Annotated in this window: 22 protein-coding genes and 2 pseudogenes; 6 read left to right on the top strand and 18 right to left on the bottom strand. The window is 66.6% G+C overall.

Annotated elements, in window-relative coordinates:
- Nucleotides 1-27 precede the first annotated feature (27 nt).
- The 3 genes from ACPXYO_RS07010 (at nt 28) to ACPXYO_RS07000 (ending at nt 3,070) form a co-directional block, all read left to right on the top strand.
- Nucleotides 28-1,647, top strand: coding sequence for an acyl-CoA dehydrogenase family protein (locus ACPXYO_RS07010; RefSeq protein WP_423918155.1), 1,620 nt, complete (start codon nt 28-30; stop codon nt 1,645-1,647).
- Between the two features lie 69 nt (nt 1,648-1,716).
- Entirely contained in the window at nt 1,717-2,508 is a 792-nt protein-coding gene (locus tag ACPXYO_RS07005) for a hypothetical protein (protein ID WP_423918152.1), read from the top strand.
- A gap of 70 nt (nt 2,509-2,578) precedes the next feature.
- Complete coding sequence (locus ACPXYO_RS07000; RefSeq protein ID WP_423918149.1) at nt 2,579-3,070, top strand: hypothetical protein; 492 nt, start codon at nt 2,579-2,581, stop codon at nt 3,068-3,070.
- 98 nt (nt 3,071-3,168) lie between these two features.
- On the opposite strand, the pseudogene ACPXYO_RS06995 reads toward ACPXYO_RS07000, so the two are convergent.
- The 7 genes and pseudogenes from ACPXYO_RS06995 to ACPXYO_RS06965 form a co-directional block, all read right to left on the bottom strand.
- A pseudogene (locus ACPXYO_RS06995) lies at nt 3,169-3,360 on the bottom strand (IS630 family transposase); the annotation flags it as partial.
- 34 nt (nt 3,361-3,394) lie between these two features.
- Nucleotides 3,395-4,441, bottom strand: a complete 1,047-nt coding sequence (locus tag ACPXYO_RS06990) for an integrase core domain-containing protein (RefSeq protein WP_423918146.1) — start codon at nt 4,439-4,441, stop codon at nt 3,395-3,397.
- A 20-nt stretch (nt 4,442-4,461) separates the two neighbouring features.
- Nucleotides 4,462-4,788 (bottom strand): hypothetical protein, encoded by a 327-nt coding sequence (locus ACPXYO_RS06985; protein ID WP_423918144.1) that lies wholly within the window; start codon nt 4,786-4,788, stop codon nt 4,462-4,464.
- Between the two features lie 153 nt (nt 4,789-4,941).
- Nucleotides 4,942-5,511 carry an integrase core domain-containing protein gene (locus ACPXYO_RS06980; protein WP_423918141.1) on the bottom strand — a complete coding sequence of 190 codons (570 nt, stop codon included), beginning with the start codon at nt 5,509-5,511 and terminating at the stop codon, nt 4,942-4,944.
- 486 nt (nt 5,512-5,997) lie between these two features.
- Nucleotides 5,998-6,195, bottom strand: a complete 198-nt coding sequence (locus ACPXYO_RS06975; protein WP_423918139.1) for a hypothetical protein — start codon at nt 6,193-6,195, stop codon at nt 5,998-6,000.
- A gap of 444 nt (nt 6,196-6,639) precedes the next feature.
- A complete protein-coding gene (locus tag ACPXYO_RS06970) occupies nt 6,640-7,212 on the bottom strand; it encodes a GGDEF domain-containing protein (protein ID WP_423918137.1) in 573 nt (190 codons plus the stop codon).
- Nucleotides 7,213-7,267: 55 nt separating this feature from the next.
- Complete coding sequence (locus ACPXYO_RS06965) at nt 7,268-8,062, bottom strand: SDR family NAD(P)-dependent oxidoreductase (protein ID WP_419552238.1); 795 nt, start codon at nt 8,060-8,062, stop codon at nt 7,268-7,270.
- Between the two features lie 130 nt (nt 8,063-8,192).
- Here ACPXYO_RS06965 and ACPXYO_RS06960 point away from each other — a divergent pair, with 130 nt between their 5' ends.
- Nucleotides 8,193-9,089, top strand: a complete 897-nt coding sequence (locus ACPXYO_RS06960; RefSeq protein WP_423918133.1) for an LLM class flavin-dependent oxidoreductase — start codon at nt 8,193-8,195, stop codon at nt 9,087-9,089.
- Here ACPXYO_RS06960 and ACPXYO_RS06955 read toward each other — a convergent pair.
- From ACPXYO_RS06955 to ACPXYO_RS06930, 6 genes are read right to left on the bottom strand one after another with little or no spacing between them, the layout of a single operon-like run.
- Nucleotides 9,086-9,802, bottom strand: coding sequence for a hypothetical protein (locus tag ACPXYO_RS06955; RefSeq protein ID WP_423918130.1), 717 nt, complete (start codon nt 9,800-9,802; stop codon nt 9,086-9,088). The two genes, ACPXYO_RS06960 and ACPXYO_RS06955, sit on opposite strands and share 4 nt — an antisense overlap.
- A 25-nt stretch (nt 9,803-9,827) precedes the next feature.
- Nucleotides 9,828-10,598, bottom strand: coding sequence for an ABC transporter ATP-binding protein (locus ACPXYO_RS06950; protein WP_423918128.1), 771 nt, complete (start codon nt 10,596-10,598; stop codon nt 9,828-9,830).
- A 40-nt stretch (nt 10,599-10,638) separates the two neighbouring features.
- The gene (locus tag ACPXYO_RS06945) at nt 10,639-11,457 is read right to left on the bottom strand and encodes an ABC transporter ATP-binding protein (protein ID WP_423918126.1); all 819 of its coding nucleotides are present in this window, start codon (nt 11,455-11,457) and stop codon (nt 10,639-10,641) included.
- Nucleotides 11,454-13,313: a branched-chain amino acid ABC transporter permease gene (locus ACPXYO_RS06940; protein ID WP_423918123.1), complete on the bottom strand. Its 1,860-nt coding sequence runs from the start codon at nt 13,311-13,313 to the stop codon at nt 11,454-11,456. Before ACPXYO_RS06940 ends, ACPXYO_RS06945 begins: the two co-directional genes overlap by 4 nt.
- The gene (locus ACPXYO_RS06935; RefSeq protein ID WP_423918120.1) at nt 13,310-14,467 is read right to left on the bottom strand and encodes a branched-chain amino acid ABC transporter permease; all 1,158 of its coding nucleotides are present in this window, start codon (nt 14,465-14,467) and stop codon (nt 13,310-13,312) included. The genes ACPXYO_RS06940 and ACPXYO_RS06935 overlap by 4 nt, the downstream gene beginning before the upstream one ends.
- Nucleotides 14,468-14,521: 54 nt before the next feature.
- Complete coding sequence (locus ACPXYO_RS06930; RefSeq protein WP_423918117.1) at nt 14,522-15,781, bottom strand: branched-chain amino acid ABC transporter substrate-binding protein; 1,260 nt, start codon at nt 15,779-15,781, stop codon at nt 14,522-14,524.
- A 304-nt stretch (nt 15,782-16,085) separates the two neighbouring features.
- Here ACPXYO_RS06930 and ACPXYO_RS06925 point away from each other — a divergent pair, with 304 nt between their 5' ends.
- Nucleotides 16,086-16,964, top strand: coding sequence for an EamA family transporter (locus tag ACPXYO_RS06925; protein ID WP_423918114.1), 879 nt, complete (start codon nt 16,086-16,088; stop codon nt 16,962-16,964).
- Between the two features lie 24 nt (nt 16,965-16,988).
- On the opposite strand, the gene ACPXYO_RS06920 is transcribed toward ACPXYO_RS06925, so the two are convergent.
- On the bottom strand, nt 16,989-17,747 hold the full coding sequence (locus ACPXYO_RS06920) for a rhomboid family intramembrane serine protease (protein WP_423918111.1): 759 nt from the start codon (nt 17,745-17,747) through the stop codon (nt 16,989-16,991).
- Between the two features lie 102 nt (nt 17,748-17,849).
- Here ACPXYO_RS06920 and ACPXYO_RS06915 point away from each other — a divergent pair, with 102 nt between their 5' ends.
- Nucleotides 17,850-18,575: a DNA alkylation repair protein gene (locus tag ACPXYO_RS06915; RefSeq protein ID WP_423918108.1), complete on the top strand. Its 726-nt coding sequence runs from the start codon at nt 17,850-17,852 to the stop codon at nt 18,573-18,575.
- On the opposite strand, the gene ACPXYO_RS06910 is transcribed toward ACPXYO_RS06915, so the two are convergent.
- From ACPXYO_RS06910 to ACPXYO_RS06895, 4 genes and pseudogenes are all read right to left on the bottom strand, one after another.
- Nucleotides 18,572-18,964, bottom strand: coding sequence for an STAS domain-containing protein (locus ACPXYO_RS06910; RefSeq protein WP_423918728.1), 393 nt, complete (start codon nt 18,962-18,964; stop codon nt 18,572-18,574). The two genes, ACPXYO_RS06915 and ACPXYO_RS06910, sit on opposite strands and share 4 nt — an antisense overlap.
- 66 nt (nt 18,965-19,030) lie before the next feature.
- Nucleotides 19,031-19,884, bottom strand: a pseudogene (locus ACPXYO_RS06905) (SulP family inorganic anion transporter); the annotation flags it as partial.
- Nucleotides 19,811-19,996: a hypothetical protein gene (locus tag ACPXYO_RS06900; RefSeq protein WP_423918725.1), complete on the bottom strand. Its 186-nt coding sequence runs from the start codon at nt 19,994-19,996 to the stop codon at nt 19,811-19,813. The pseudogene ACPXYO_RS06905 and the gene ACPXYO_RS06900, both read right to left, overlap by 74 nt.
- 92 nt (nt 19,997-20,088) lie before the next feature.
- A complete protein-coding gene (locus ACPXYO_RS06895) occupies nt 20,089-21,888 on the bottom strand; it encodes a lipase family protein (protein ID WP_423918106.1) in 1,800 nt (599 codons plus the stop codon).
- Between the last annotated feature and the right edge of the window lie 2 nt (nt 21,889-21,890).

Raw genomic sequence — 21,890 nt, 5'->3', positions numbered from 1 at the left:
GGGGAGCGGGCTTTAGCCTGTGCGGCTGTGACCACAACGGGGACAATCGCTGGGACGAATGCAGGACCTGCAGAACCGGACCTTGGGGCCGCGGCCGACGCGTTGGCGGCGGGAGCAGCGGCAATTGCGCGGGCCGCTGACCATGCCGCAGGACTGGGTGACGCCGATGCGCACCAGTGCTTCCTGTACGACCTGGCGCATACGGCGTCGGCCATGCGCATCTGCGAGTCCCTGCTCGACTGGGGCGCGCTGGGTGACGCAGAAGCGCGGCTCGCCTGCGGGTTCATCGCCGATGCTCTCGGTGAGTTTCACGCCCGGCTGTTCGCTCGCGAAGACCAATGGGGCCTCGAGCCGGGGGCGTTGGATGCCACACGCGACGTCGTGGCCGCCTACCGCAACCCGGCCTACGTGGCCACCATGGCTGGCCTCGATGCGCCCAGCCACCTCGACGAGGACTTCGAGCTCGTAGCGGAGACGTTCCGCCGCTTCGGCGAGGACAAGATCGCACCGGCCGCCGAGCACATCCACCGAGGTGACACCGACATTCCCGAGGACATCATCTCAGGCCTCGCCGAACTGGGCTGCTTCGGCCTGTCGGTGCCCGAGGAATACGGCGGTTTCGCCTCAGGCTCCGAGAGCGACTACCTGGGCATGGTCATCGCCACCGAGGAGCTGTCGCGGGCCTCGCTTGGCGCAGGCGGCTCGCTCATCACCCGGCCCGAAATCCTGACGCGGGCGCTGGAACGCGGCGGCACCGAAGGGCAGAAGAAGCACTGGTTCCCCCAGATCGCCACGGGCGAGACCATGGTTGCGGTTGCCGTGACTGAGCCCGACTACGGCAGCGACGTTGCCAACCTGGTTGTCTCGGCAAGCCCCACTGAGGGCGGATGGCTCATCTCGGGCACCAAGACGTGGTGCACGTTTGCCGGCAGGGCCGACGTGCTGATGCTGCTGGCCCGCACCGATCCCGACCGGCGCAAGGCGCACCGAGGGCTCAGCCTGTTCATCGTGCCGAAGCCACGGGCAGAAGGCCACTCGTTCCAATTCACCGACGAGCGCGGCGGCACCATCGAGGGCCGAGCCATCGCCACGCTCGGCTACCGCGGCATGCACAGCTTCGAGATCGCCTTCGACGACTGGTTCGTGCCCGCAGAGAACCTCATCGGCGGCGATGACGGCATCGGGCAGGGCTTCTACCTGCAGATGGCCGGCTTCGAGAACGGACGGCTGCAGACTGCGGCGCGTGCGGTCGGCGTGATGCAGGCGGCCTACGACGAAGCCCGGTCCTATGCAGACGAACGCCGGGTGTTCGGCCAGCCGATTTCCGAGTACCAATTGACCCAGGCAAAGCTGGGCCGCATGTCCGCGATCATCGCGGCAGCCCGCCAGTACAGCTACGAAGTGGCGCGCATGATGGCACGAGGCGGCGGTGCGCTCGAAGCCTCCATGATCAAGGCGTACGTCTGCAAGGCCGCCGAATGGGTGACCCGCGAGGCCCAGCAGATCCACGGCGGGTTCGGCTTCGCCGAGGAGTACACGGTAAGCCGGCTGTTCGTCGATGCCCGGGTGCTGTCGATCTTCGAGGGTGCCGACGAGACACTGTGCCTCAAGGTGATCGCGCGCCGGCTGCAGACCCAGAACGCCTGAGCCGGGCCGCTGAGCGCCCGCACCGAGTACGCAGCGGACCCGTTCGCCGGTACGGGATAGCTTCGGCGCGTGCACCCCATCGAGCACCTGCGCTACGTCGCACGGGCGGGCGACCTGTCCCAGGACGTGCTGGTGCGCGAGACCGCTTCAGCGTTGGGCGCTTTGTCGTCGGACCCGCTGGAGCTGGTCACCGTGTGCCGCCGCATTCTCGACAAGTACCCGATTGCCGGGGCGCTCTGGTCGATGACAGCCCGGGTGTGCGCATCTGCACAGCCGTATCGGGCTGCTCGTGAGTTCGTGTCCGAGCTGCGCGCCGATGCCACCGCCGACCATGCAGCCGACGCGCTGCCCGCCAACGCCGCGGTGTGCCTGTTGGGCTGGCCCGACCTTGCCGCCGAAGGGCTCGGGCGACGATCCGACGTGACCATACGGATCATCGACGCCTACGGCGAAGGAGCCGGCTTGGCGCGGCGATTGGCCGGGCGTGGCTGTGACGTCATCGACGTTCCGCTCACGGGATTGGCCGCCGCATGCTCCACCGCCGATGTGATCGTCACCGAAGCTGCCGCTGCCGGGCCCGACGCGGTCATCGCCGCGAGCGGTTCGCACGCTGCGGCTGCGATCGGGTACGTCTCGGGCGTGCAGGTCTGGTGCGCGATCGGAATGGGTCGGGCGCTGCCGCAGCAGTTCTTCGAGGCAGCCGCAAGCTCCGTCGCTGAGGAGCCGTGGGAATGCGATGAGGAGGTCGTGCCGCTCGGCCTGTTCAGTCACGTCGTCGGCCCTGAAGGCGTCGAGCCTGCGTCAGGCTGGCAGCGCGCCGATTGCCCCCTCGCTGCCGAACTGCTCCGTCCGGCGATCTGAATACCGGCAAGTCGCTCATTCGGCCACGCCAACCGTGGCCAAGCCGGGCGGGCGCGGTAGTTTGCCTGCCGTGCAAGCTGGTGCATCTGCCGACATCAAGCTCGAGACACTCAGCGGCCACGCCCACACGCTGGGCGAATGGCTGGTGGTGTTCAACTTGTTGGCCGTCGTCATCGATCCCTTCACGCACCAGAGCGGTTGGATCCTGCCCACCGCGTCGCGGCTGTTCTTGGTCTACGAGGAAGCCGACGTCCGCTGCGCGTTCGTGGTGTGCAGCGATGCGGAGGGCGCTCGCACCTTCCTAGGCCGCTTCGCCGACGAGCATCTCGTACTGCTGGACCCCGAGCGCGAGTTCGTGCGTTCGCTCGGCCTTGAGCGTGTGCCGGCCCTCGTGCACCTTGCCCAGGACGCCAGCGTGCTCGGCTCGGCCCAGGGCTGGGACGCCGACGAATGGTTGACGGTGATCAACGGCGTGGAAGAGGTCATGGACTGGCGAGCTCGGCCGGTTCTGCCGACCGCTGAGGACCCGGGCAGCTTCGAAGGCACTCCCGCCCTCGTCTAGGTCAGCCGCCGTCGAGCACCCTGACTACTGCGTTCTCGACCGTCGCTCCCTCGTCGGAGTTCTCTAGTGCTGTGACCACAAACGTTTGCGCGCTTTGGTCATGCGGCTGCTTTGGCGGGTCGGCCCCATCGTTGTTGTTTTTCGGCTCGGACTCTGGCTCGTTCGCGTCGTTGGGCTGCGAGCAGTTCGGGGGAGCGTTTGTTGGCGTTGCGCCAGCGCAGGTGGGCGTGCAGCGCGCGGGTGAGCACGGTGTGGTTGGGGTGGTCGGAGTTGTTGAGCACGAACTGACGTGTGTCTGACTTAATGTCGCTTTTTTGGGTGGGTTTAGCCAGCATGGTCGGGTTCTTGTGATTGTCGGTTGTGATGGTATGCGATGCGTTGTTCGCGTGCGCGGTCGAGGCCGTGGCGTCGGGCTGCGCGCACCGTGTCGGCGTGGCCGTTGTGTTCCTGGTCGGGGGTGAGGTAGCCGATGCCGGCGTGAAGGCGGACGGTGTTGTAGTGGTTGCGCTGGTGTTCGAGCTCGGCGCGCAGCACGTCGATGTCGCTGATCAGCTCCAGGTGGGGCTGCTCGATTTTGAGGTGCCCGAACAGGCTCTGGGTCCAGGCTTGGTCGGTGGGTGTGCCGGGCCGGCGGTAGTGGGTGGCGAGCCAGCACAGGGCCATGAACTCCCGTGTCGATCCCGAGGCCGTCTGGGGGCCGTTGTCGCACAGCACGAGCAGCACCGGGATGTCGTCGCTGTCGGGGTCCCATCTCAGTGCGTCGGGGTTGCGCTCGTCGATGACGTCTTCGATGCCCTCCCAGCGCAGGGCCCGGCCGAACACGGCCTGGACCTCGATGCTGGTCTCGTCCCGGGAGGTGATGTCGGCGATCCACTTGCGCGAGATCACGTCGCAGATCACTGTCGTGGCTGCCTGGGCGCGCGGCCAGTGGGTCGTGTCGCAGGTCCAGATCCGGTTCGGGGCCGACTCGGCCCACGCCGGCCACGGCCGCCGGGCAACGCGCGGGCTGCGCTTGGGGCCGCGAAAGCGCAGGTCACGGCGTTCCAGCACACGCCGCACCGTGGACGGGTCGGCCCAGAAGCGGCCCAGCCACGACCCGCGGTGGGCGAGCTTGCGATGCGACCGGTCGATGTCGGCCCATTCGTCGAACACCGCCACGATCTCGTCTTCCTCGTGCGGGGTCAGCCCATGGGACGGGTTCCCGCCCGGCGCTGAGCCGTCGAGGCCCGAGCCGTCGGCGACACGGCGCCGCCACCGCTGGACGCGACGCACCGACAGCTCCAAGCCCCCGCATGCAGCACCGGTGCTCCATCCCGCGGCCTCAGCGCGCCCGACCAGGCCCAGCAGTGCTGCCTTGTCGGCCGCGTCCACCCTGGCAGGGACCCGGCCGCTCAGCCCCAATGCCCTTTTCCCTCCAACAGCGTCAGCCGCACCGCCATCTCCGCCAACGCCGCACGAAGACGCTCCGCCTCGGCCCGAGCCTGTTCCAGCTCCACATCGCGCACCGAGTCCCGACGCCCAGGACGCGACGCCGCCAACGCATCGAGCGCGCCCTGCCGGGCGACCTCGCGCAGCTTCGCGATCGTCGAGCGATCCACCCCGGCACTCCCGGCCGCCTCCGCGACCGTGATCTCCCCGCGCACGAGCTGCATCCAGATCTCGTACTTCTCCTGCGGCGCCAAAAACCGCTTCCTCTTCTTGGCAGGCTGATAGCTCAACGGGCCTCCTCAAGGCTCGATCGAGAACCCTCCCATGCTGGCTGAAAACAACCCCAAACAACGACACGAAATCAGCCTCAACACAGAACTCGCGCAGCGGCCCGTGAGGTGTGTCTGAGTCTTCCGCGGAGATGGGCTGGGTAATGAACCAAGTCATGCTGTGTTCTCGGGGTTGGTGGTGGTTTGGCGGTTGTGGTCGAGCCGTCGTGTTCGGGCTCGTTGGAGGCCTTGCCGGCGGGCCTCGCGGATTGCTTGTCCTCGTTGGTGGTGTTCGTCGTTGGGGGTGAGGTAGCCGATCGCTTCGTGCAGCCGGACTTCGTTGTAGTCGATCTGGATGCGTGCCAGCTCTGTGTCGAGCAGCGCCGGGTCGGTGATCTCGTTGAGGTGGGGCCATTCGTGCTTGATGTGGCCGAAGAAGCTCTCGATCCAGGCCTGGTCGGTGGGGGTGTGGGGTCGGCGGGGGTGCTGGGCGATGGCCATCATCGCCATGTAGGCGCGGGTGTCGTGGCTGGTCATGGCCGGGCCGTTGTCGGACACGGCGAGCAGGATCGGCCGGTCGGGGTCGTCGGTGTCGAGGTCGAGGCGGTCGTCGGTGAGCAGCTCGTCGAGACCTTGGGCGATCAGCGCCTGGTCGAACACGACGCGCACCTGGGTGGAGGTCTCCTCGGTCGAGACCAGGGTGGCGATCCAGCAGCGCGAGACCATGTCGACGATGGCGAACACGCAGCGCCGGGCCCGCCCGAAGCGGGTGACGTCCCAGACCCGGATCCGGTTCGGTTCGGCAGACCAGCCAGCGGGGCCACGGCGTCATGGGCCGCCGCGGCATCGGCGGCTGTTCGGGCAGCACAAGCCCGTGGGCAGCGAGAACACGCCGCAACGTCGAGGGGGCCACCCACACCCGGCCCGCATAGGAACCGCGGTGGGCGAGCTTGCGATGCGACCTGTCGACGGGTCCCCACTCCTCAGCGACAGCGAGGATCTCCGCGATCTCATCGGCCAGCAAGGCGTGCACCGGCGCACCGCCCGGGGCGAGGTCGCTGAGCGTGCCCAGCTCACGTCGGCGGGCCCGCCAGCGATGAACCCGGTCGTCGCAGACCTGCCACACGCCCGCAGCCCACATGTGCGAGAACCCCGCGGCAACAGCGTCGTCGACGGTGTTGAGGACCAGTTCCTTGACCTCGGCGGGGACTCTCGCCGGGACGGGCCCGTTCAGTCCCAGCCGAATTTTCCCCGGACAATGGCCAACTCGATCGCCTGGGCCTTGACCGCATCGGTGAGCTGGCCGATCTCCGCCTGGGCCGCTTCGAGCTCCCAGTTCCGCTCGGCGGCCGGCCGCCCCGGCTTGCGGGCCAAAGCAGCCAGCGCCGCGTCCTTCACCGTTCGGCCGATGGTGATGACCGTCGACACATCGACCCCCCCCCCCCCCACCTCCGGGCCGCGTCGGCTTGGGTGATCTCCCCGCTCGTGACCTGCAAATAGATCTCCCACTTCGTCTCCGCAGACAGCCTCTTGGGACGGCGCCGCCCCTCGCTGACAGTCATCTGATGCTCCTTCACGCTTCAGCGAGAACACAATCAGACTCGGATCATTTCCCCACACACTCTCCGCGGCGAAATCAGACGCAGAGCAAGGCCAGTCCCTACTAGGAAGTTGCGCACTGCGGACCGGATGTTGTCCTCGTGTGCCGCGGTGCCGTGCCAATGGAGCAATTCGTTAGCCAGTTCAACGAAGACTGGATCGTCTGCGCTCAGCTCGCCTCTCGTCGCCACGGGAGCGAGTGTGTCACCTCGCTGTGACACAACGTGTGACCTGGTCGGGCGCCGTGTGTGGTCCGTGACGGCGTGGGCGCGGTCAGGGCCGCCGGCCCTTCTGGCGATACATCGACCGGTCGGCTGCGTGAATCAACGCCCCGGGCGTCGCGTCGCCGCCGCGGCCAGTCGCGCTGCCGATGCTGACGGTGACACTCATCTCGTACAGCGGGTTGGAGGCGTCGCCCCCTGCGGAGGCGCAGTCCAGCGCCGCATGCAGGCGCTCGGTGACGACCCCCATGTCCTCAGAGCTGCGCAGGCCGCCGCACACGACCACGAATTCGTCCCCGCCGACACGGGCCACGACATCGGAGGGTCGCACTGCGTCACGGATGCACTGCGCCACCGTGACGAGCACGAGATCGCCAGCGAGATGGCCATGCTGGTCGTTCACAAGTTTGAAAGCATCGACGTCGCAGAACGCCACACCCACCACCCGGCCGGTACGCGCCGAGCGAACCAACTCAGAACGCAGGTGACGAAGCGCCCCTTCGCGTGTGGCAACGCCGGTCAGCGCATCGGTATGCCACGTACGGCGGCGGCGGCCCGATGCCCACCACATGCCGCCGCCGAATGCTGCGACCAATGCGGCCGCCCCGACTCGCAGTCTCGACATGTCCAGCCAGCTCAAGGTGCGCTCCAGCGTCGCGGGCTCCCTCGGGGCGTGAGGGTCATCGGGCGGTCCAGCCCCCGTCCACCATCAGCGAACTGCCCGTGACGTAACTGCTGGCGTCACTGGCCAGGAACAGCAGCGCGCCGTCGAGCTCGTGCGGCGCGCCGGGTCGCCGCATCGGGGAGTTGCGGCTGATCCAGGCCATCGAACGGTCGTCATCGAACATCGGCGCCGTCAGCTCAGTCTCGAAATAGCCAGGGCATAAAGCGTTGACCCGCACGCCCCGAGTGGCCCATTGCACGGCAAGGTCGCGCGTGAGATTGACCAGGCCCGCCTTGGACGCCGCATACGCGGGCTGCAGGTTCGGGGCCGATGCCACATGGCCGTGCACCGAAGCCACGTTGATGATGCTGCCGGTGGCCTCCCGGCCGATGATGTCGGCGGCGGCGAGCCCGGCCAGCAGGAAGCACGCGTTCAGGTTGATGTCGACGACGTGCCGGAAGCTCTCGACGTCGGCCTGTTCTCCAGGGTTGATGGCATCGCTCACACCGGCGTTGTTGACCAGTACGTCGACCTGCCCGTAGTGGTCAACGGTCCGTGCGACAAGATCGCGGCAGGCGTCGTCGTCGCCGACATCGCAGGAGATCGCCAGCGCGTCTGGCAGCTGCGAGGCCAGCGCTTCAAGCCGATCCGCTCGCCGGGCAGCCACCACCACCTTGGCCCCCGCTGCCGCGAACACCTCGGCGAACCGCACGCCGAAGCCGCTCGATGCGCCCGTCACCAGGCACACCTGCCCATCCAGCCGGAACGGCGAGGTCAGGTCGATCTGCCCGTTCGCTGCGGTCTCACTCATCGACATTCCTGTTCTGGTGCTGGGGTGGGACTCCAGTGCCTGAGCGTACGGCCCTGTGAAGTTCGAATGGGAAGTGCGAATAGAAAGTTGCCCGGGCCTGACACGGGCATAGTGCCCTAGCGTGGGTGCCATGAAAATCCGCATCGGCTTCGGGCTAGGCACGCGCAGCTTCACCAACGACCATGCCACCTTCGACCCGTTCGTGGACGCGCTGGAGGACTTGGGCTTCGACTCCTTGTGGCTGAGCGAGCGGCTCGGCGGCGAATGTCCCGACCCGATCGTGGGCCTCGCATATGCGGCAGGCCGCTCCAAGCGCATGAAGTTCGGCATGTCAGTGCTCGTGCTGCCCGGCCGGAACCTCGCCGTGCTGGCCAAAGAGCTCGCCAGCCTGGACCGGCTGTCCGACGGCCGCCTGCTGCCTGCGTTCGGCCTGGGGGTGGCCGATGTGCACGAGCAGGCCGCATTCGGCGTCGAGCGACGCCAGCGGGCGAAGATGTTCAACGAGGCCCTTCCGTTGCTGAAGCGCTTCTGGGAGGACGAGCCCGTCACTCACCACGGTGACTGGTACCACTACGACGACGTGACGCTGGCGCCCAAGCCGGCCCAGAAGCCCATGGACATCTGGCTGGGTGGAGCGGCGGATGTCGAGCTACGCCGCTGCGGGCGCTTTGGCGACGGATGGCTGCCGTCGTTCTGCACACCCGACATCGCGGCCGCCGGCTGGAAGATCGTGAACGAGGCTGCCGACGAACACGAGCGCTGGATCGACCCTGAGCACTTCGGCGTCCTCGTCCCCTACACCCAGGGCGAGATGAGCGCCGGATACAAGGCAATCCTCGAACGGCGTGCCCCCGGCATCGACCCAGGCGAGATCATCCCGACCGGCTGGGACGGCCTGAGGGACCAACTGCAGCGCTTCATCGAGGTGGGCGCGTCGAAGTTCGTGCCGATCCTGGTCGGTGAGCCCGAGGATTGGTTCGAAGAACTCGAAGGCGTCGCCAACGCCGTTCTGTCGCTGCAGAACTAGACCTGCTCGTCGCCGTCCGCTCTCGTCGCTGGTGAACCGAGCAGGGCCGCGATCAATCGCTCGACGGAGGCCCCTCGGGCCTCCTTGAAGACCCCAAGACGCTCGAACACCTCGCTCGCGGCGCGGTGAAAGCCGTCGGGGAGGCCTGCCGCAGCGAGTGCAGCCACCGACATCAACAGGGCGCTGGTGCCCTTGGTCCACGATGCATAGGCCATCTTCAACGCCGATGCGGCACCCGTTTCGCCTCCCTGCAGGACGCGAGGCTCCAGTGCGGAACCCTCGAAGCGGGCGGCTACACCCTCAGCGTGAGAGCCCGACAGGTAGAGCCGGGTCGTGCCAGGCTCCTTCGCCGGTGGGCCGATCAGGCTGCCGTCGACGAAGTCCTCGAAGAGCGCTCCGATCTTCCGGGCCGTCGTGGGCGACACTGCGTTCGCATCCACGTAGCAGCCCGCGAAGCCCGCATCGGCCACGGTGTCAGCCAGTGCCTCGGCCCCATGGGGCGGGCAGACCGAGATCACCATGTCTGCGGTGGCGACCATCGATGCGAGGTCGCCCACGTCAACGAGACCAGCGTCGGCTGCTCGCTGGCGGGTGGCGTCCGAACGGCCCTCGCTGGCCCACAGCACGGTGCCCGAGCACGCAGCTCCAACGGTCACGCCCATGGTCCCAGGGTGCAGGATTCCGGTAACGGCCTCCTGGGGTGCCTCGCTCACGGGCAAAGTCCTAGCAGCGACGCTTCTATGCCGAGTCTCCGGACGGTGTGCCGTCGGAGCCACCGCCCAGATAGGACGTGCGCAGGGCTGGGTTCGCCAGGAGCGCCTCGGCGGTGTCGTCGAGTACGACTCGGCCGGTTTGCAGCACCCAGCCCCGGTCGGCGATCGAGAGCGCCATGTTGGCGTTCTGCTCGACCATGAACACCGTCATGCCGGCTTCGTGAATCTGGGCGATCAGCTCGAAGTTCTGCTGCACCAGTGCGGGTGCAAGCCCCATCGAGGGCTCGTCCATCAGCAGCACCCGCGGCTGGGACATGAGCGCCCGGCCAATGGCCACCATCTGCTGCTCACCGCCCGACAGCGTTCCGGCCTTCTGACCGAGACGCTCCTTCACACGGGGGAACAATTCGAAGACACGCTCCAGATCGGCCGCTATGCCGTCGCTGTCGTTGCGCAGGTACGCACCCAGTTGCAGATTCTCCCGCACGGTCAGCCGCTTGAACAGCCTCCGGTTCTCCGGAACCATCGTCACGCCGCGGGCGACCCGGTAGCTGGTCGGCCGGTCGTTCACGACCTCACCGTCCAGCACCACTTCTCCCGATGTGGGCTTCAGCATTCCCAGCAGCGTCTTCAGCGTCGTCGACTTGCCGCTGGCGTTGCCTCCCAGCAAGCACACCAGCTCGCCCTCGTAAATGGCCAAGTCGACGTCGCGCAACGCGTGCACTGCGCCGTAGTGAGCGTTCACCTGACGCATCTCAAGGAGCGGAACGGTCGGGTCCGACTCCGGCGCGCTCATGGCCGGCTCGCCCTTGTTCCGCTCGCGGAGCGCGACCTGCTCATGAGGCCGCCGCGCCATGGCCCAGGTAGGCCTCAATGACTTGTGGATCAACCGACACGTCGGCGTAGTCGCCCTCGGCGATCTTCTCTCCGTGGTCAAGCACGATGACACGGTCGGAGACTTCCCGAACCACTTCCATGTCGTGCTCGATCACAACGATCGCGTACCCCCACTCATCACGCAGTCGCCCGATCAGGCCGGTGAGCTCGGCCGACTCAGTGGGGTTCATACCCGCCACGGGCTCGTCAAGCAGGATCAGCTTGGGTTGCGTGGCCATCGCACGGGCGATCTCTAGGCGGCGACGGTTGGCATACGACAGGGTGAAGGCAGGCTGGTGGAAGCGGTAGCCCACGAGTCGATGGCCGAAGAACGACAGCACCTCTTCGCCGCGCCGGCGAATCTCTTCCTCCTCGCGACGAAAGGCCTTCGTCCACAGCAGCGCTCCCACAACGTTCTGGCTGGTCCGGCAGTGCTGGGAGACCATGACGTTCTCGAGCACCGTCATGTTGGCGAACAGCCGCACGTTCTGGAACGTCCTGGCGATGCCGCGCGACGTGACGCGGTTGGGATCCAGCCCGATCAGCGACTGCCCCTCGAACAGGATGTCGCCCTCTGAGGCCGGCACAGTGGCACTGATCGCGTTGAACAGCGTGGTCTTGCCTGCGCCGTTCGGTCCGATGACCGAGACGATCTCGCCCGGGTACACAGCCAGGTCCAATCCCGCGAGCGCCTTGAGGCCGCCGAAATCCACGCTGAGCCCTCGCGTCTCGAGGATCGGTTCGGTCGCCGGGGCATCGGTTTGTGTCGCCGCGCTCACGCAGACTCCCCTGCCGGTCGACTGGCGTCAGCCCCGTTGCCGTGGTCGTCGTCTTCTGTCTGGCCTCGGAGCCAGGCGTCCTGGGCCATCTCTTCTTGATGCAACTCTCGGGTGCGGCGCACGCTCGGGATGAGGCCCTCGGGCCGCGCCAACATCATCCATACGAGCAAGGCGCCATAGATCAAGAGCTTGAATTCGGAGAATTCGGCGAGAAGCCCGGGCTGCTTAGGCCCGCCGAGCACACCGATGAGGACGGCCGAGCCGGCGATGACGCCGACGATGTTGCCCATCCCGCCGAAGATCACCACCACCAAGATGACGATGGAAACGAGGATCAGGAAGCTGGCGGGAAAGACCGAGCCCACCTTGGCGGAGAAGATCGCTCCGCTGAACGAACCGAGCACCGCGCCCACCACGAATGCCAGCAGCTTGACGTTGACCGTGTTGATGCCCATGGCCTCAGCCACGGTCTCGTCCTCGCGCACGGCCATCCACGCCCGCCCGATGCGCGAGCGCTCCAGGCGCCACGACACGTAGATCGCGATCGCACAGAACGCGAGCACGAGGTAGAACACGCTGCGGGGATCGGTGCCCGACACTTCGGCCAGTCCGAAGATCTGTGCCCCGGGGATGTTGGTGATTCCCTGCGAGCCTCCGAACCATCCCGACAGCCAGTCCGACAGGAACAGCAGGCGGATGATCTCGCCGAAACCCAGCGTCACGATGGCGAGGTAGTCGCCGCGCATGCGGATGACCGGCGCCCCGATGAACAACCCGACCAGGCCCGTCAGGACAACAACGCCGATGAGGGCCACGAACCACGGCAGCTCAGGGTGGATCCTGGGCGATGTCGCCGCGGTCAGCACTGCGGCGCTGTAGCTGCCGACAGCGAAGAACGCCACGTAGCCGAGGTCCAGGATTCCCGCGAGTCCGACCACGATGTTGAGCCCCAGCGCCAGGAGCACGAAGAGCCCCACGTTGGCCAGCAACTCGTTGGTGAGCTTGCCGGCAAACATCGGCAGGACGATCAGCACCGCAGCGGTTGCCAGAATCAGCACGAGGTTCGCCTTGCTGCGTGCCGCGCCTTCGAGCAGCTCGACACGAGCTCGTGCCCGGCGCACCCGGCCGCGCCCGACGAACGCGAGAACCCCGGATCCCGCAGCGAGGACCACCGCTCCCGTGACGGTCAGGCCACCTCTGGATGCGTAGAACCAGTCCGTCACCGAGTCGATGTGCATGCCCTCGGCCAGGTCCTCGACCAGCGCCTCGAGCACCGCTGCCCCGAAGACGGCGAGCACCATCGTCCACAGGACCCGCCGGGCAACGCCAGGCAGGACCCGCAGGAGCCCGCCCGTCGCGCCGATCGCTGCGCCGATGACCAGCCAGATCACGACGGCGAATGCCGTGCCCCGGCCGAAGGCCAGCAGATCGGCCAAGATCGGGCTCCAATTCACGAGCGGTTCGCGTATGTCGAAGTTGGCAATCAGGATCGCAAGCAGCGACAGGCCGCCGCCCGCGAGCGCGCCAATGACAGCGCCGCCGACGACTTCGTGCGCGCCGGCTGCGTGATAGGGAACGCCCTCTCGACGGACTTGATGACCGACACGAGTTCCGACTGCGAACGGCACGATGACCAGCGTGAGATAGCCGAGGCTCAACAAGCCCTCGATGATCGTCCTGCCGTCGAGTCGCACCGGCATGTTGGACAGCGAGATGAAGAACTGCCCGAGGACAGCCACAGCACCCATCCGTCCGATGCGACGCCAGTCCTGCGCGAAAGCAGGGCGGGGAGGCGCCGCCGCGGAGGCCGCGGTCGCATCGGGAGTCGCCGCATCGGGGGCCGTCAGTGCGCTCACGCTCGGTCCTCCCCTGGCAGACGCTCGCCGAACAAGCCTGCTGGCCGCACCAGCAGCACGATGATGAGCATCGAGAACGCCACGGCGTCACGCAGCTGGGAAACGCCGCTGACGCCCAGCGGTTCCAGAATCAACAGCGGCCCCACAGATTCGGCCACTCCGATCGAGAGCCCGCCGGCCATCGCGCCGCCCAGATGCCCGATCCCGCCGACCACCGCAGCACTGAATGCCTTGATGCCGGGCAGGAAGCCGGTGGTGTGAATGACGCTGCGGAACAGGATCCCCCACAGGATCCCGGCCATCCCCGCCATCGCTCCGCCCACTGCGAACACCTTGACGATGGTGCGGTTGACGTTGATGCCCATGAGCGCCGCTATCTCGGCGTCCTCGGCCACGGCCCGCATCGCCTTGCCGGTCTTGGTGCGATCGACGTAGTACCACAGGGCCGACATCGACAGGGCCGCGACGACCACCACGAGAATCTTTCCGCCCTCGACCTGCAAGAAGGTGTGCTTGGCCTTCACCCAATCCGGCACATCGGGGTAGGACTTGCTGGCGGGGCCCAGCAGGACCACTGAGGCGTTCTGGAGGAAGAACGACACGCCGATGGACGTGATGAGCGGGATCAACCGGGGTGAGCCGCGCAGCGGCCGGTATGCGACGCGCTCCATGACCACCGCCGTGAGCGTGGACACGATGATCGACACGATGACGATGAACACCAGTGAGCCGATGAAGTTGGACTCCCACAGACCCGCGTCAGCAAGCTTGTTCGACGTGATCATGCCGGTCATCGCGCCGACCATGAACACCTCGCCGTGGGCGAAGTTGATGAAGCCCAGCACGCCGTAGACCATCGAGTAGCCGAGGGCTATCAGGCCGTACATCGATCCTTGCGCAACACCCGATACCACCAGACCCCGGAATTGCGGTCCGGTCAGTCCGGTGGCGTCGGGGTTGGCCCAGCGGGCGAACGGGTTGTCGGGATTGATCTCCTGGGCGATGAACGCCAGGAAGCCGACGAGGAGAACCGCCAGCACCCCCACACGGATGACGGTGAGGAACCAGTCGACCTTGGTACGCGGCGTTCTCAGGCTGAACCGGGAAGTCCGGCGACGGGGCGCCCCACTTGGGGGCGCCCCTTCTTCTAACACCGAATTGACCTTAGAGGGCCGGACGTGTTTGGGCTAGTACCTCGCCCATCCGGCTCAGGGAGCGAAGGAGAACATGACGTTCTCCATGCTGGCTTCTACGTTGTCCTCGCCGCCAAGGTTCTGGACGACCGTGATGCGGGCAGCGCCGCAATCACCGAACTCGTCGCAGTTGATCGTGCCGATCAGGCCGTTGTAACCCGTGACGCTGTTCAGGTGGTCGCGAATGCCTTGGCGGTCGATGACCAGTGTGTCGCCGTCGAGGAACGAGGCCGCCGTGATCGCGTCCAGCAACAGCGTGGTGGCGTCGTAGCCATGCGCCCAGAACGGAGCCGCCGGCTTCTCACCCCACCGCGCCTCGTACGTGGCGAGGAAGTCGTTGGCGGTCTTGCCCGTGCTCTGATTCACGTTGTCACCAAAGCGCGTGTCCGGGCCCGAGAAGTACATTCCCGCGGTCTGCGGCAGCGCCAGGTAGTTCGTGTTCAGCAGGCCGTCAGCCGCGAGCAGGACGGTGTTCTCGAGACCCGAGACTCCCGGTGCCTGGTCGGCGATGAAGTCGCCGGCCGGCTGGAAGATCGGGAAGAACAGTGCCTCGGGACTCCCGGCGGCAATCTCGGTCAAGACCGGCACCATGTCGGTGTCATCCTTGTTGACCGCCGTGAACCCAGTCACCGTGCCGCCCTCTGCCTCGAACGCGTCAGCAAACGCCTGCGCGAGGCCTTGGGTGTACGGGTCGCCATCATGGATTGCGGCAGCCGTGGTGAGCCCGAGTTCGCCGTAGACGAACTTCGCCATGGCGGCACCCTGGAACAGGTCGTTGTGGGCCGTCCGGTAGTAGCCGACGTTGTAGTTCTCGCCCGCAGTGCCCAACAAGTCCGAGGTCAGGGCAGGCGAGGTGTTGCCACCCGAGATCAGGACCATGCCGGCCTCAGTGATGAGCGGTGCTGCAGCGACCGCCGCACCCGAGCAGGAGGTGCCGATCACGCCGAGGACATCTTCGTCAGCGACGATTGTCTGCGCCGCCGCCTGGCCGCCGTCGTTGGAGCACAGGTCGTCGAGCGTCGTTCCTAGGTCCACGTCGAAGCCGTGGATCTGGCCGTAGTCCTCGATTGCCAAGACCGTCGAGCGTTCGATCGGCAAGCCGAAGAACGCGACGTCGCCGGTGATGGCCTCGAGCGACCGGATCTGGATTGCGTCGCCTTCCTCAACTTCGACGATGCCAAGCGCGCCTTGCTCAGGTCGGTCTTCACCGCACGCTGCCGCGATGAGCGCCATCGAGAACAGCAGAGCCAATATGGTCAATAGCTTTCGTTGCATGTGCATTCCTCCCCATTGAGTTGGCCCGGCACACCTGCACCAGCGGCCTTGTACGCATGGCGCACTCAGTCGGATAGCCGTCGGCACCGTGTACTCGCGCCGACATGGGCCACCAAGCTGGATGCGTCACATCTGACCCTATGTCACTGCTCGGTCGCAATCGGACCAATTTGCATCTGAAATTGATGCAAATTCACGAACATGTATCGGACCTACCGCACAAATAATGCGCAGATGTGAGGGGACATCAAGCCGGGCGCACTTCAGCCGCCGGTCGGTCGAGAGAGCCTGCTAGCCATACGGCGTGACTGGCACCGGGGGCGGCCGCTCACGGGCCCGCAGAGTCTCGCCTGAGGCGCTGTTCGCCGTCGGCGCGGTGTCGCAGTATCTCGGTGCAGCGACGGCTGTCGAATTGTTCGACGAGCTGTCGCCCATGACGGTTGCGCTGCTGCGCGTCGCGGGCGCAGGCGCCGTCCTGGTGGTGTTGCGCCGATCGTGGCGACGGCACTGGTCACGCATCGAGCTGGCCTGGACCGCTGCATTCGGAGTGGCACTGGCGTCGATGAATCTGTTCTTCTACCTCGCCATCGCCCGCGGCCCGCTGGGGAATTCGGTGGCCATCGAGTTCATCGGGCCGATCGCTGTCGCGGTCATCGGCACCAGGACTGCCCGATCAACGTCGGCGCTGGTGCTAGCCGTTGCTGGCGTTGTGACTCTGGCGGGTTTCGCGGCGCCAGAGGCGCAGCTGGGGGCGCTGTTCTCACTGATCGCAGGGGCGCTGTGGGCCGGATACATCGTGCTGGGGCACCGGGTTGCGCGTTCAGGCATGGCGGTCGACGGCCTCGGCGTGGGCATGCTGATCGGTGCCGTGGTGATCAGCCCAGCAGGTGTCGGCGACCTCGGCTCGGCATTGAGCGCTCCGCTCCTGCTGGCAGGCGGCGTTGCGGCGGGGGTGCTGTCGAATGTGATCCCCTACGGCATCGACCAGCTCGTGATGCAACGACTGGCGCGTGCACGGTTCGCCCTGCTGCAGGCTTTGCTTCCCGTCGCTGCAACCTTGATCGGGCTGGTGTGGCTGTCGCAGGTGCCGAGCGCGCGTGAGTTGGCAGGCATCGTGGCCGTAGTTGCAGCGATCGTTATCAACCGGGAGTCCGATCAGATGCCGGGTGACGTCGTTCCCTGAGCGGGCGAAGGCGTTGAGGCGTCGCTAGAAGAGCGGATTGCGCCAAGTGCCCGCGGCCACCAGTGCCCCCATGAATGATGCTGTCCCGATCGCCGTCAGCAAACCCCACACGACATAGGGCGAACGGCGCAGCGGCATGTCGACGATCTCCCCCGAGAGCCGTTCGGCCAGCGTCGGCGGACCTCGGCGCCGGCTGGTGTCGCCGATCGCCAGGCCGGCGAGAACGCCGGCCACAAGTCCGCCCAGGTGACCGCCGATGGAGATGCCGGGAATGAGGAACGAGATGACCACGTTGACGATGATGAGGCTGCCCAACCCGTCCCGCCACGGATTGCCGCCGCGCAGGTACTCCACCACGTACGCGGCACCCATCAGGCCGTACACCGCGCCGGATGCCCCGACCACGAACGCGTCGGGTCGAAGCAACAGCGCACCTGCCGAGCCGCCGATGAGCGACACGACGTAGGTGCCGGCCAGCAGAGCCGCGCCAGTGAAGCGTTCGAGCCGCCGGCCCAGCAGGTACAGCACCAGCATGTTGAACAGCAGGTGCCGCAAGTCGGCATGCAGGAACGTGCCGGTGACGATCCGCCACCATTCCCCCAACTCAGCTACGTACGGCCCCACAAGGCCGTAACCGTCGAGAGCGGAGAATCGCAGAGAGCCTCGTGCGAACGGCACGATCCGGGCCAAGTTGTGAGTCAGGGCGAAGACCACGACCGAAGCGCTCGCGAACACGACGGTTGCAATCGGCTGCCCGCCGCGTCGAACGCCCAGCCTTCGCACGACCCTGAACCCTAGGAGTTGCGCAGGTGCGGCCGGATGCAGGCAGCAGTAGCTTGCGGACGGCCGTTGGGTCGAGCGACGGTTCCTGAGGGGCATGAACAAATGTCAACGCTGCAAGATGTGATGGCCCGGTTGCAGCTCGCCGGCACTGCGCAGAACCGCAAGGTCTATGCGCGCCATGGCGCCGCCGAGCCCATGTTCGGCGTCAGCTACTCCGAATTGGGCCGCATCGGCAAGCCATTGATGAAGGACCACTCGCTGGCAGCCGAGCTGTGGGAGACCGGCAACCACGACGCCCGCGTGCTGGCACTGCGCATCGCCGACGCCGCGGAGATGACCAAGACGAGGGCGCGTCGCTGGCTGCGAGACGTCGACAACTACATCCTGGCCGAGGCGCTGGGTGGGCTGCTTGCACAATCACCGCACGCTCGGGAACTCAGCGACGAATGGCGCGACTCGCCCCAGGAGTGGCCCGCCTCGGTCGGCTGGTTCATCGTGGCCTGCACAGCCGAGCAGTCCGACGTGTGGTCAGCCGGCGAGTTACGGGATCTGGTGGTTCAGATCGAATCCGAGATCTCAAAACGACCCAACCGGGTTCGTCATGAGATGAACGGTGTTCTCATCGCCATCGCATTGCGCGATGAGAATCTGCGCCGCTACGTCATCGACCTGGACAGCCGGATCGGTCCGGTGCTCGTCGATCACGGCGAGACCGGCTGCAAGACCCCGGACATCGCGCCCTATATCGAGCGCACCATTGCACATCGAGCCAGCGTGGCCGCCCGGCGTGCCGCAAAGGCCAGATCCAAAGCCCGCGCCCAGCGCTAGCCGCCGAGGAGTCGATGGGCGATCACTCGGGCCTCATCGAGGTCGGCGACGAAGTGATCCGCTGGAACCCCGCGAAGCACGTTCAATTCCTTGATGCTCGTTGCCTGTGATCCCTTGATACCCATCACGATGCACTTCGCGCCCGAGTCCAAAGCGACATCGACGAGCTGACCGACCATGTAGGCCGCGCTGTCATCCATGTAGCGCGTGTCGGTGAAGTCGAAGATCACCACCTCGTGCTCGGCCACATCGGCATTGATCGTGTTGAACAGCTTGATAGAAGATGCTGCGGTGTAGATGCCCCGCAGCGACAGCAGGCCCGTGCGCGCTGCGAATGGGTCCGCAGCATCGAGGTCGGCCACAACCGACAGGCCCAACGTCAGCGCCATCACTCCGTACTGGTCCAACTGCGCCCGTCGTACCTGCGTCAGGTACTTCCAGTCGATGATGTCGAAGCCGATCTTGATGAGGATTCCGGCCAGCACAGGATGCGGAATGACCTCCGCGTAGCGCCCCAGGCCCAGCACCAGAGCCAACAGCACCAGTGCACAGAGCACACCCGACAGGCGCGACCGACCGCCGGCCTTGACATTCGCAACCGTGCCAGAGGTGGCACCAGCGCCTGGTACGGCTCCGATGAACGCCGCAACGACATTGGCCGCACCCACGACGATCAGCTCACGATTCGGACGATGCTGGTCGCGTGTCATCGAGTCGGCGACCATCGCCGTCAACAGGCTGTTGACAGAGCCGAGCAGCGCGAGCGTCACCGCCGGCGCCACAGCACCACCCAGATCGCCCCAGGCGAACTCGGGCAGCGCTATGTCAGGCAGCCCCGAGGGCACATGGCCGACGATCGCCACGTCATCGATCCACAGCACGCTGAACAGCGTGCCGACGAGCAGCGCTGCGACCACGGTGGCAGAAACCGGCGCAGGCCTTGCGGCCAGAACACGCATACGCCAATGGTGAGAGCGCCGAGCGCCACGGCCCCAGCTCCGATGTGGCCTATGGCATCAGGCAGAGCGCGGACGGAGGCCACCACTCCGCCGGGCACGACCTCGCTACCCAGCAACGGCAGCAGTTGCACTGCGACGATGATCAACCCGATCGCGGAGGTAAAGCCCGACACAACCGGATAGGGCGTGTAGGACACGAAGCTGCCAAGGCGCAGTACGCCCAGCAAGACCTGCACAAGCCCGGCGATCACCACGATGGCAAGCGCTCGGCTGATCTCACCGCCCGCGTAGTTGACAACTACCACCGACATGGCCACTGACAGCGGCGCGGTGGGTCCGGAGATCTGCGTTCTGGAGCCGCCGAACAACGCCGACAGCAAGCCGACCGCGATGGCGCCGTAAAAGGCCTGCGATGGCGCCGAGACCCGATGCGACACCGAAGGCCAGCGACAGCGGCAGCATGACTACCGCCGCGGTGAGACCGCCGAAGACGTCCCCGCGCAACCGTTCTGCGTTGTAGTTCAGCGTTGGCACAGCTACAACGAATAGTCCATTCAGACGCCGAGGATGGCGTTAATGGCCCCCAGCACGGCGGCGACGTCCGGATCTACGAACAGGACCGCAAATCCTGCGTGGTAGATCGTGTCGCCGACACGTGCTGTGACGCTGTAGCGGTTGACCGGGAAGCCCGCGACAATTCCGGCGTAGTCGTGGCCGTAGGACTCGTCGCCCAAGTCCGGCGTGTCGCCGGGGCTGAACGCCCCTAGCGCTGTCGTGCGCGGCTCGACGAACTCCCCGCACGCGATCAGCTCGGCGTCATAGTCCTTGATGGCCTGGGCGGCCACCTCGGCCGAGTCGAAGCGGGCAGCCCAGACGTCGAGGAAGGGTCCCGTCGTCGGGTCTCGGACCCACGTCGCGGCGGAGAACGCGACCGGCTCTACCCCGCCGAAAATCGCAGTGCCGGGACAGGTCTCTGCCACCGGCATGGTGGTTTCGCTCAGCAGCGTGTCGAGACCCTCAGGCGTTGAGCCTTCGAGCAATGTGCCCTCCACGGCAGCGGGTGTTGCCAAGGCCGCATCGATCTCCGCGAGATCCGGGTCGACGTAATCGCAGCCTCCCGGTACGTCGGTGCCGGCGAGCCGATCACCAACCCAGCCAAGCGTCTCCTCCAGGAACGTGAGCGTGGTGTCGACGTGTCCGCCGTTGGGATACACCTCAAGGGTGGCGTGGGTGCCCTGTGAGCAGTAGGCGCCGTGCAGAGCACGAACCAACTCGGGTGCCACGATGCTGTCGGCCCAGCCCTGCACGAACAGCACCGGCGAATCGACGATGGGCACCCCGCCGGCCTGGTTGGCAGCAAGCGCCTCAGCCAGCGGGCCGATCGGATTGATACCGTCCCAGCCGCTGGGGTTGCGCATCGCATCAGCCTCGAATTCGAAGAAGGCCCCAAAGACTTCGCCAGTGCAGCCCTGCTCGATGACTGCCATCTGGTCGATGGCCGCAGCAGAGAAGTAGTCCTCAAGATTGACATCGTCATACGCGGCCGCCACGGCGAACGCGGCCATGACAGCGAATCCCTGCGCAGTGGTGCCGACCGTGTCCATCAAGCCGCCGATGTCGGCAGCGGGGGCGGCGGCAACCACTCCGGCGAGATCCAGTTCAGGTGCGTACGAGGGCGCTATCTGCCCTGTCCACAACGCGGCGTGGCCGCCCTGGGAGAGGCCCCAGACGACGTAGCGATCGCTGGCGCCGAGGTCCATCTGGCGGACCGCCCGCACGATGTCGATGGTGCTGCGGGCTTCGCTCTCGCCGACCAGATAGGGATGGGTTCCCGGCGTGCCGAGGCCCTCGTAGTCCGTCGCCGCCACGATGTGGCCAGCGGAGGCGATCGCCATCGGGATTCCGGATTCGGCGGGATGCGTCGCCGACGGCGCGCACACGTCAGCCACACCGGTTGTGCCGTGTGCCCACGTGACAATCGGCGAGCCGGCTGCTATTCCCGCAGGGGCGAAGACGAGTCCGCTGACCTCGACGAGATCGCCGCCCACACCGGTCGACAGGTACGTGATGCGCCAGCCGTCAAGGTCGTCGGCGTCAATGGGCTCGGCTGATACCAGGTCACCGGCCGCTGGCTCAGCCGGTGGCGCCTCGGTCGTTGTGGCGGCCGGCGCTTCAGTGGTTGCGGCCGGCACCTCGGTGGCGGCCGGCGCTTGGCTGGTTGCCACTGCGCCCGCGTCGGTGTCAGCGGAGGTGGTCGGAGCAGCTGTCGCCTCTGGGGACAGATCGGAGTCGGCGTCGCTGCAAGCAGCTCCGACTAAGGCGAAAACTGCCAGCAGAGCCAAGATGCGTCGCATGC

This window comes from Candidatus Poriferisodalis sp. (assembly GCF_965237655.1).
Lineage (GTDB): Bacteria > Actinomycetota > Acidimicrobiia > Acidimicrobiales > Poriferisodalaceae > Poriferisodalis.
Note: the sequence above shows the minus strand (reverse complement) of the source record. Positions and strands in the feature narration are given on the sequence as shown.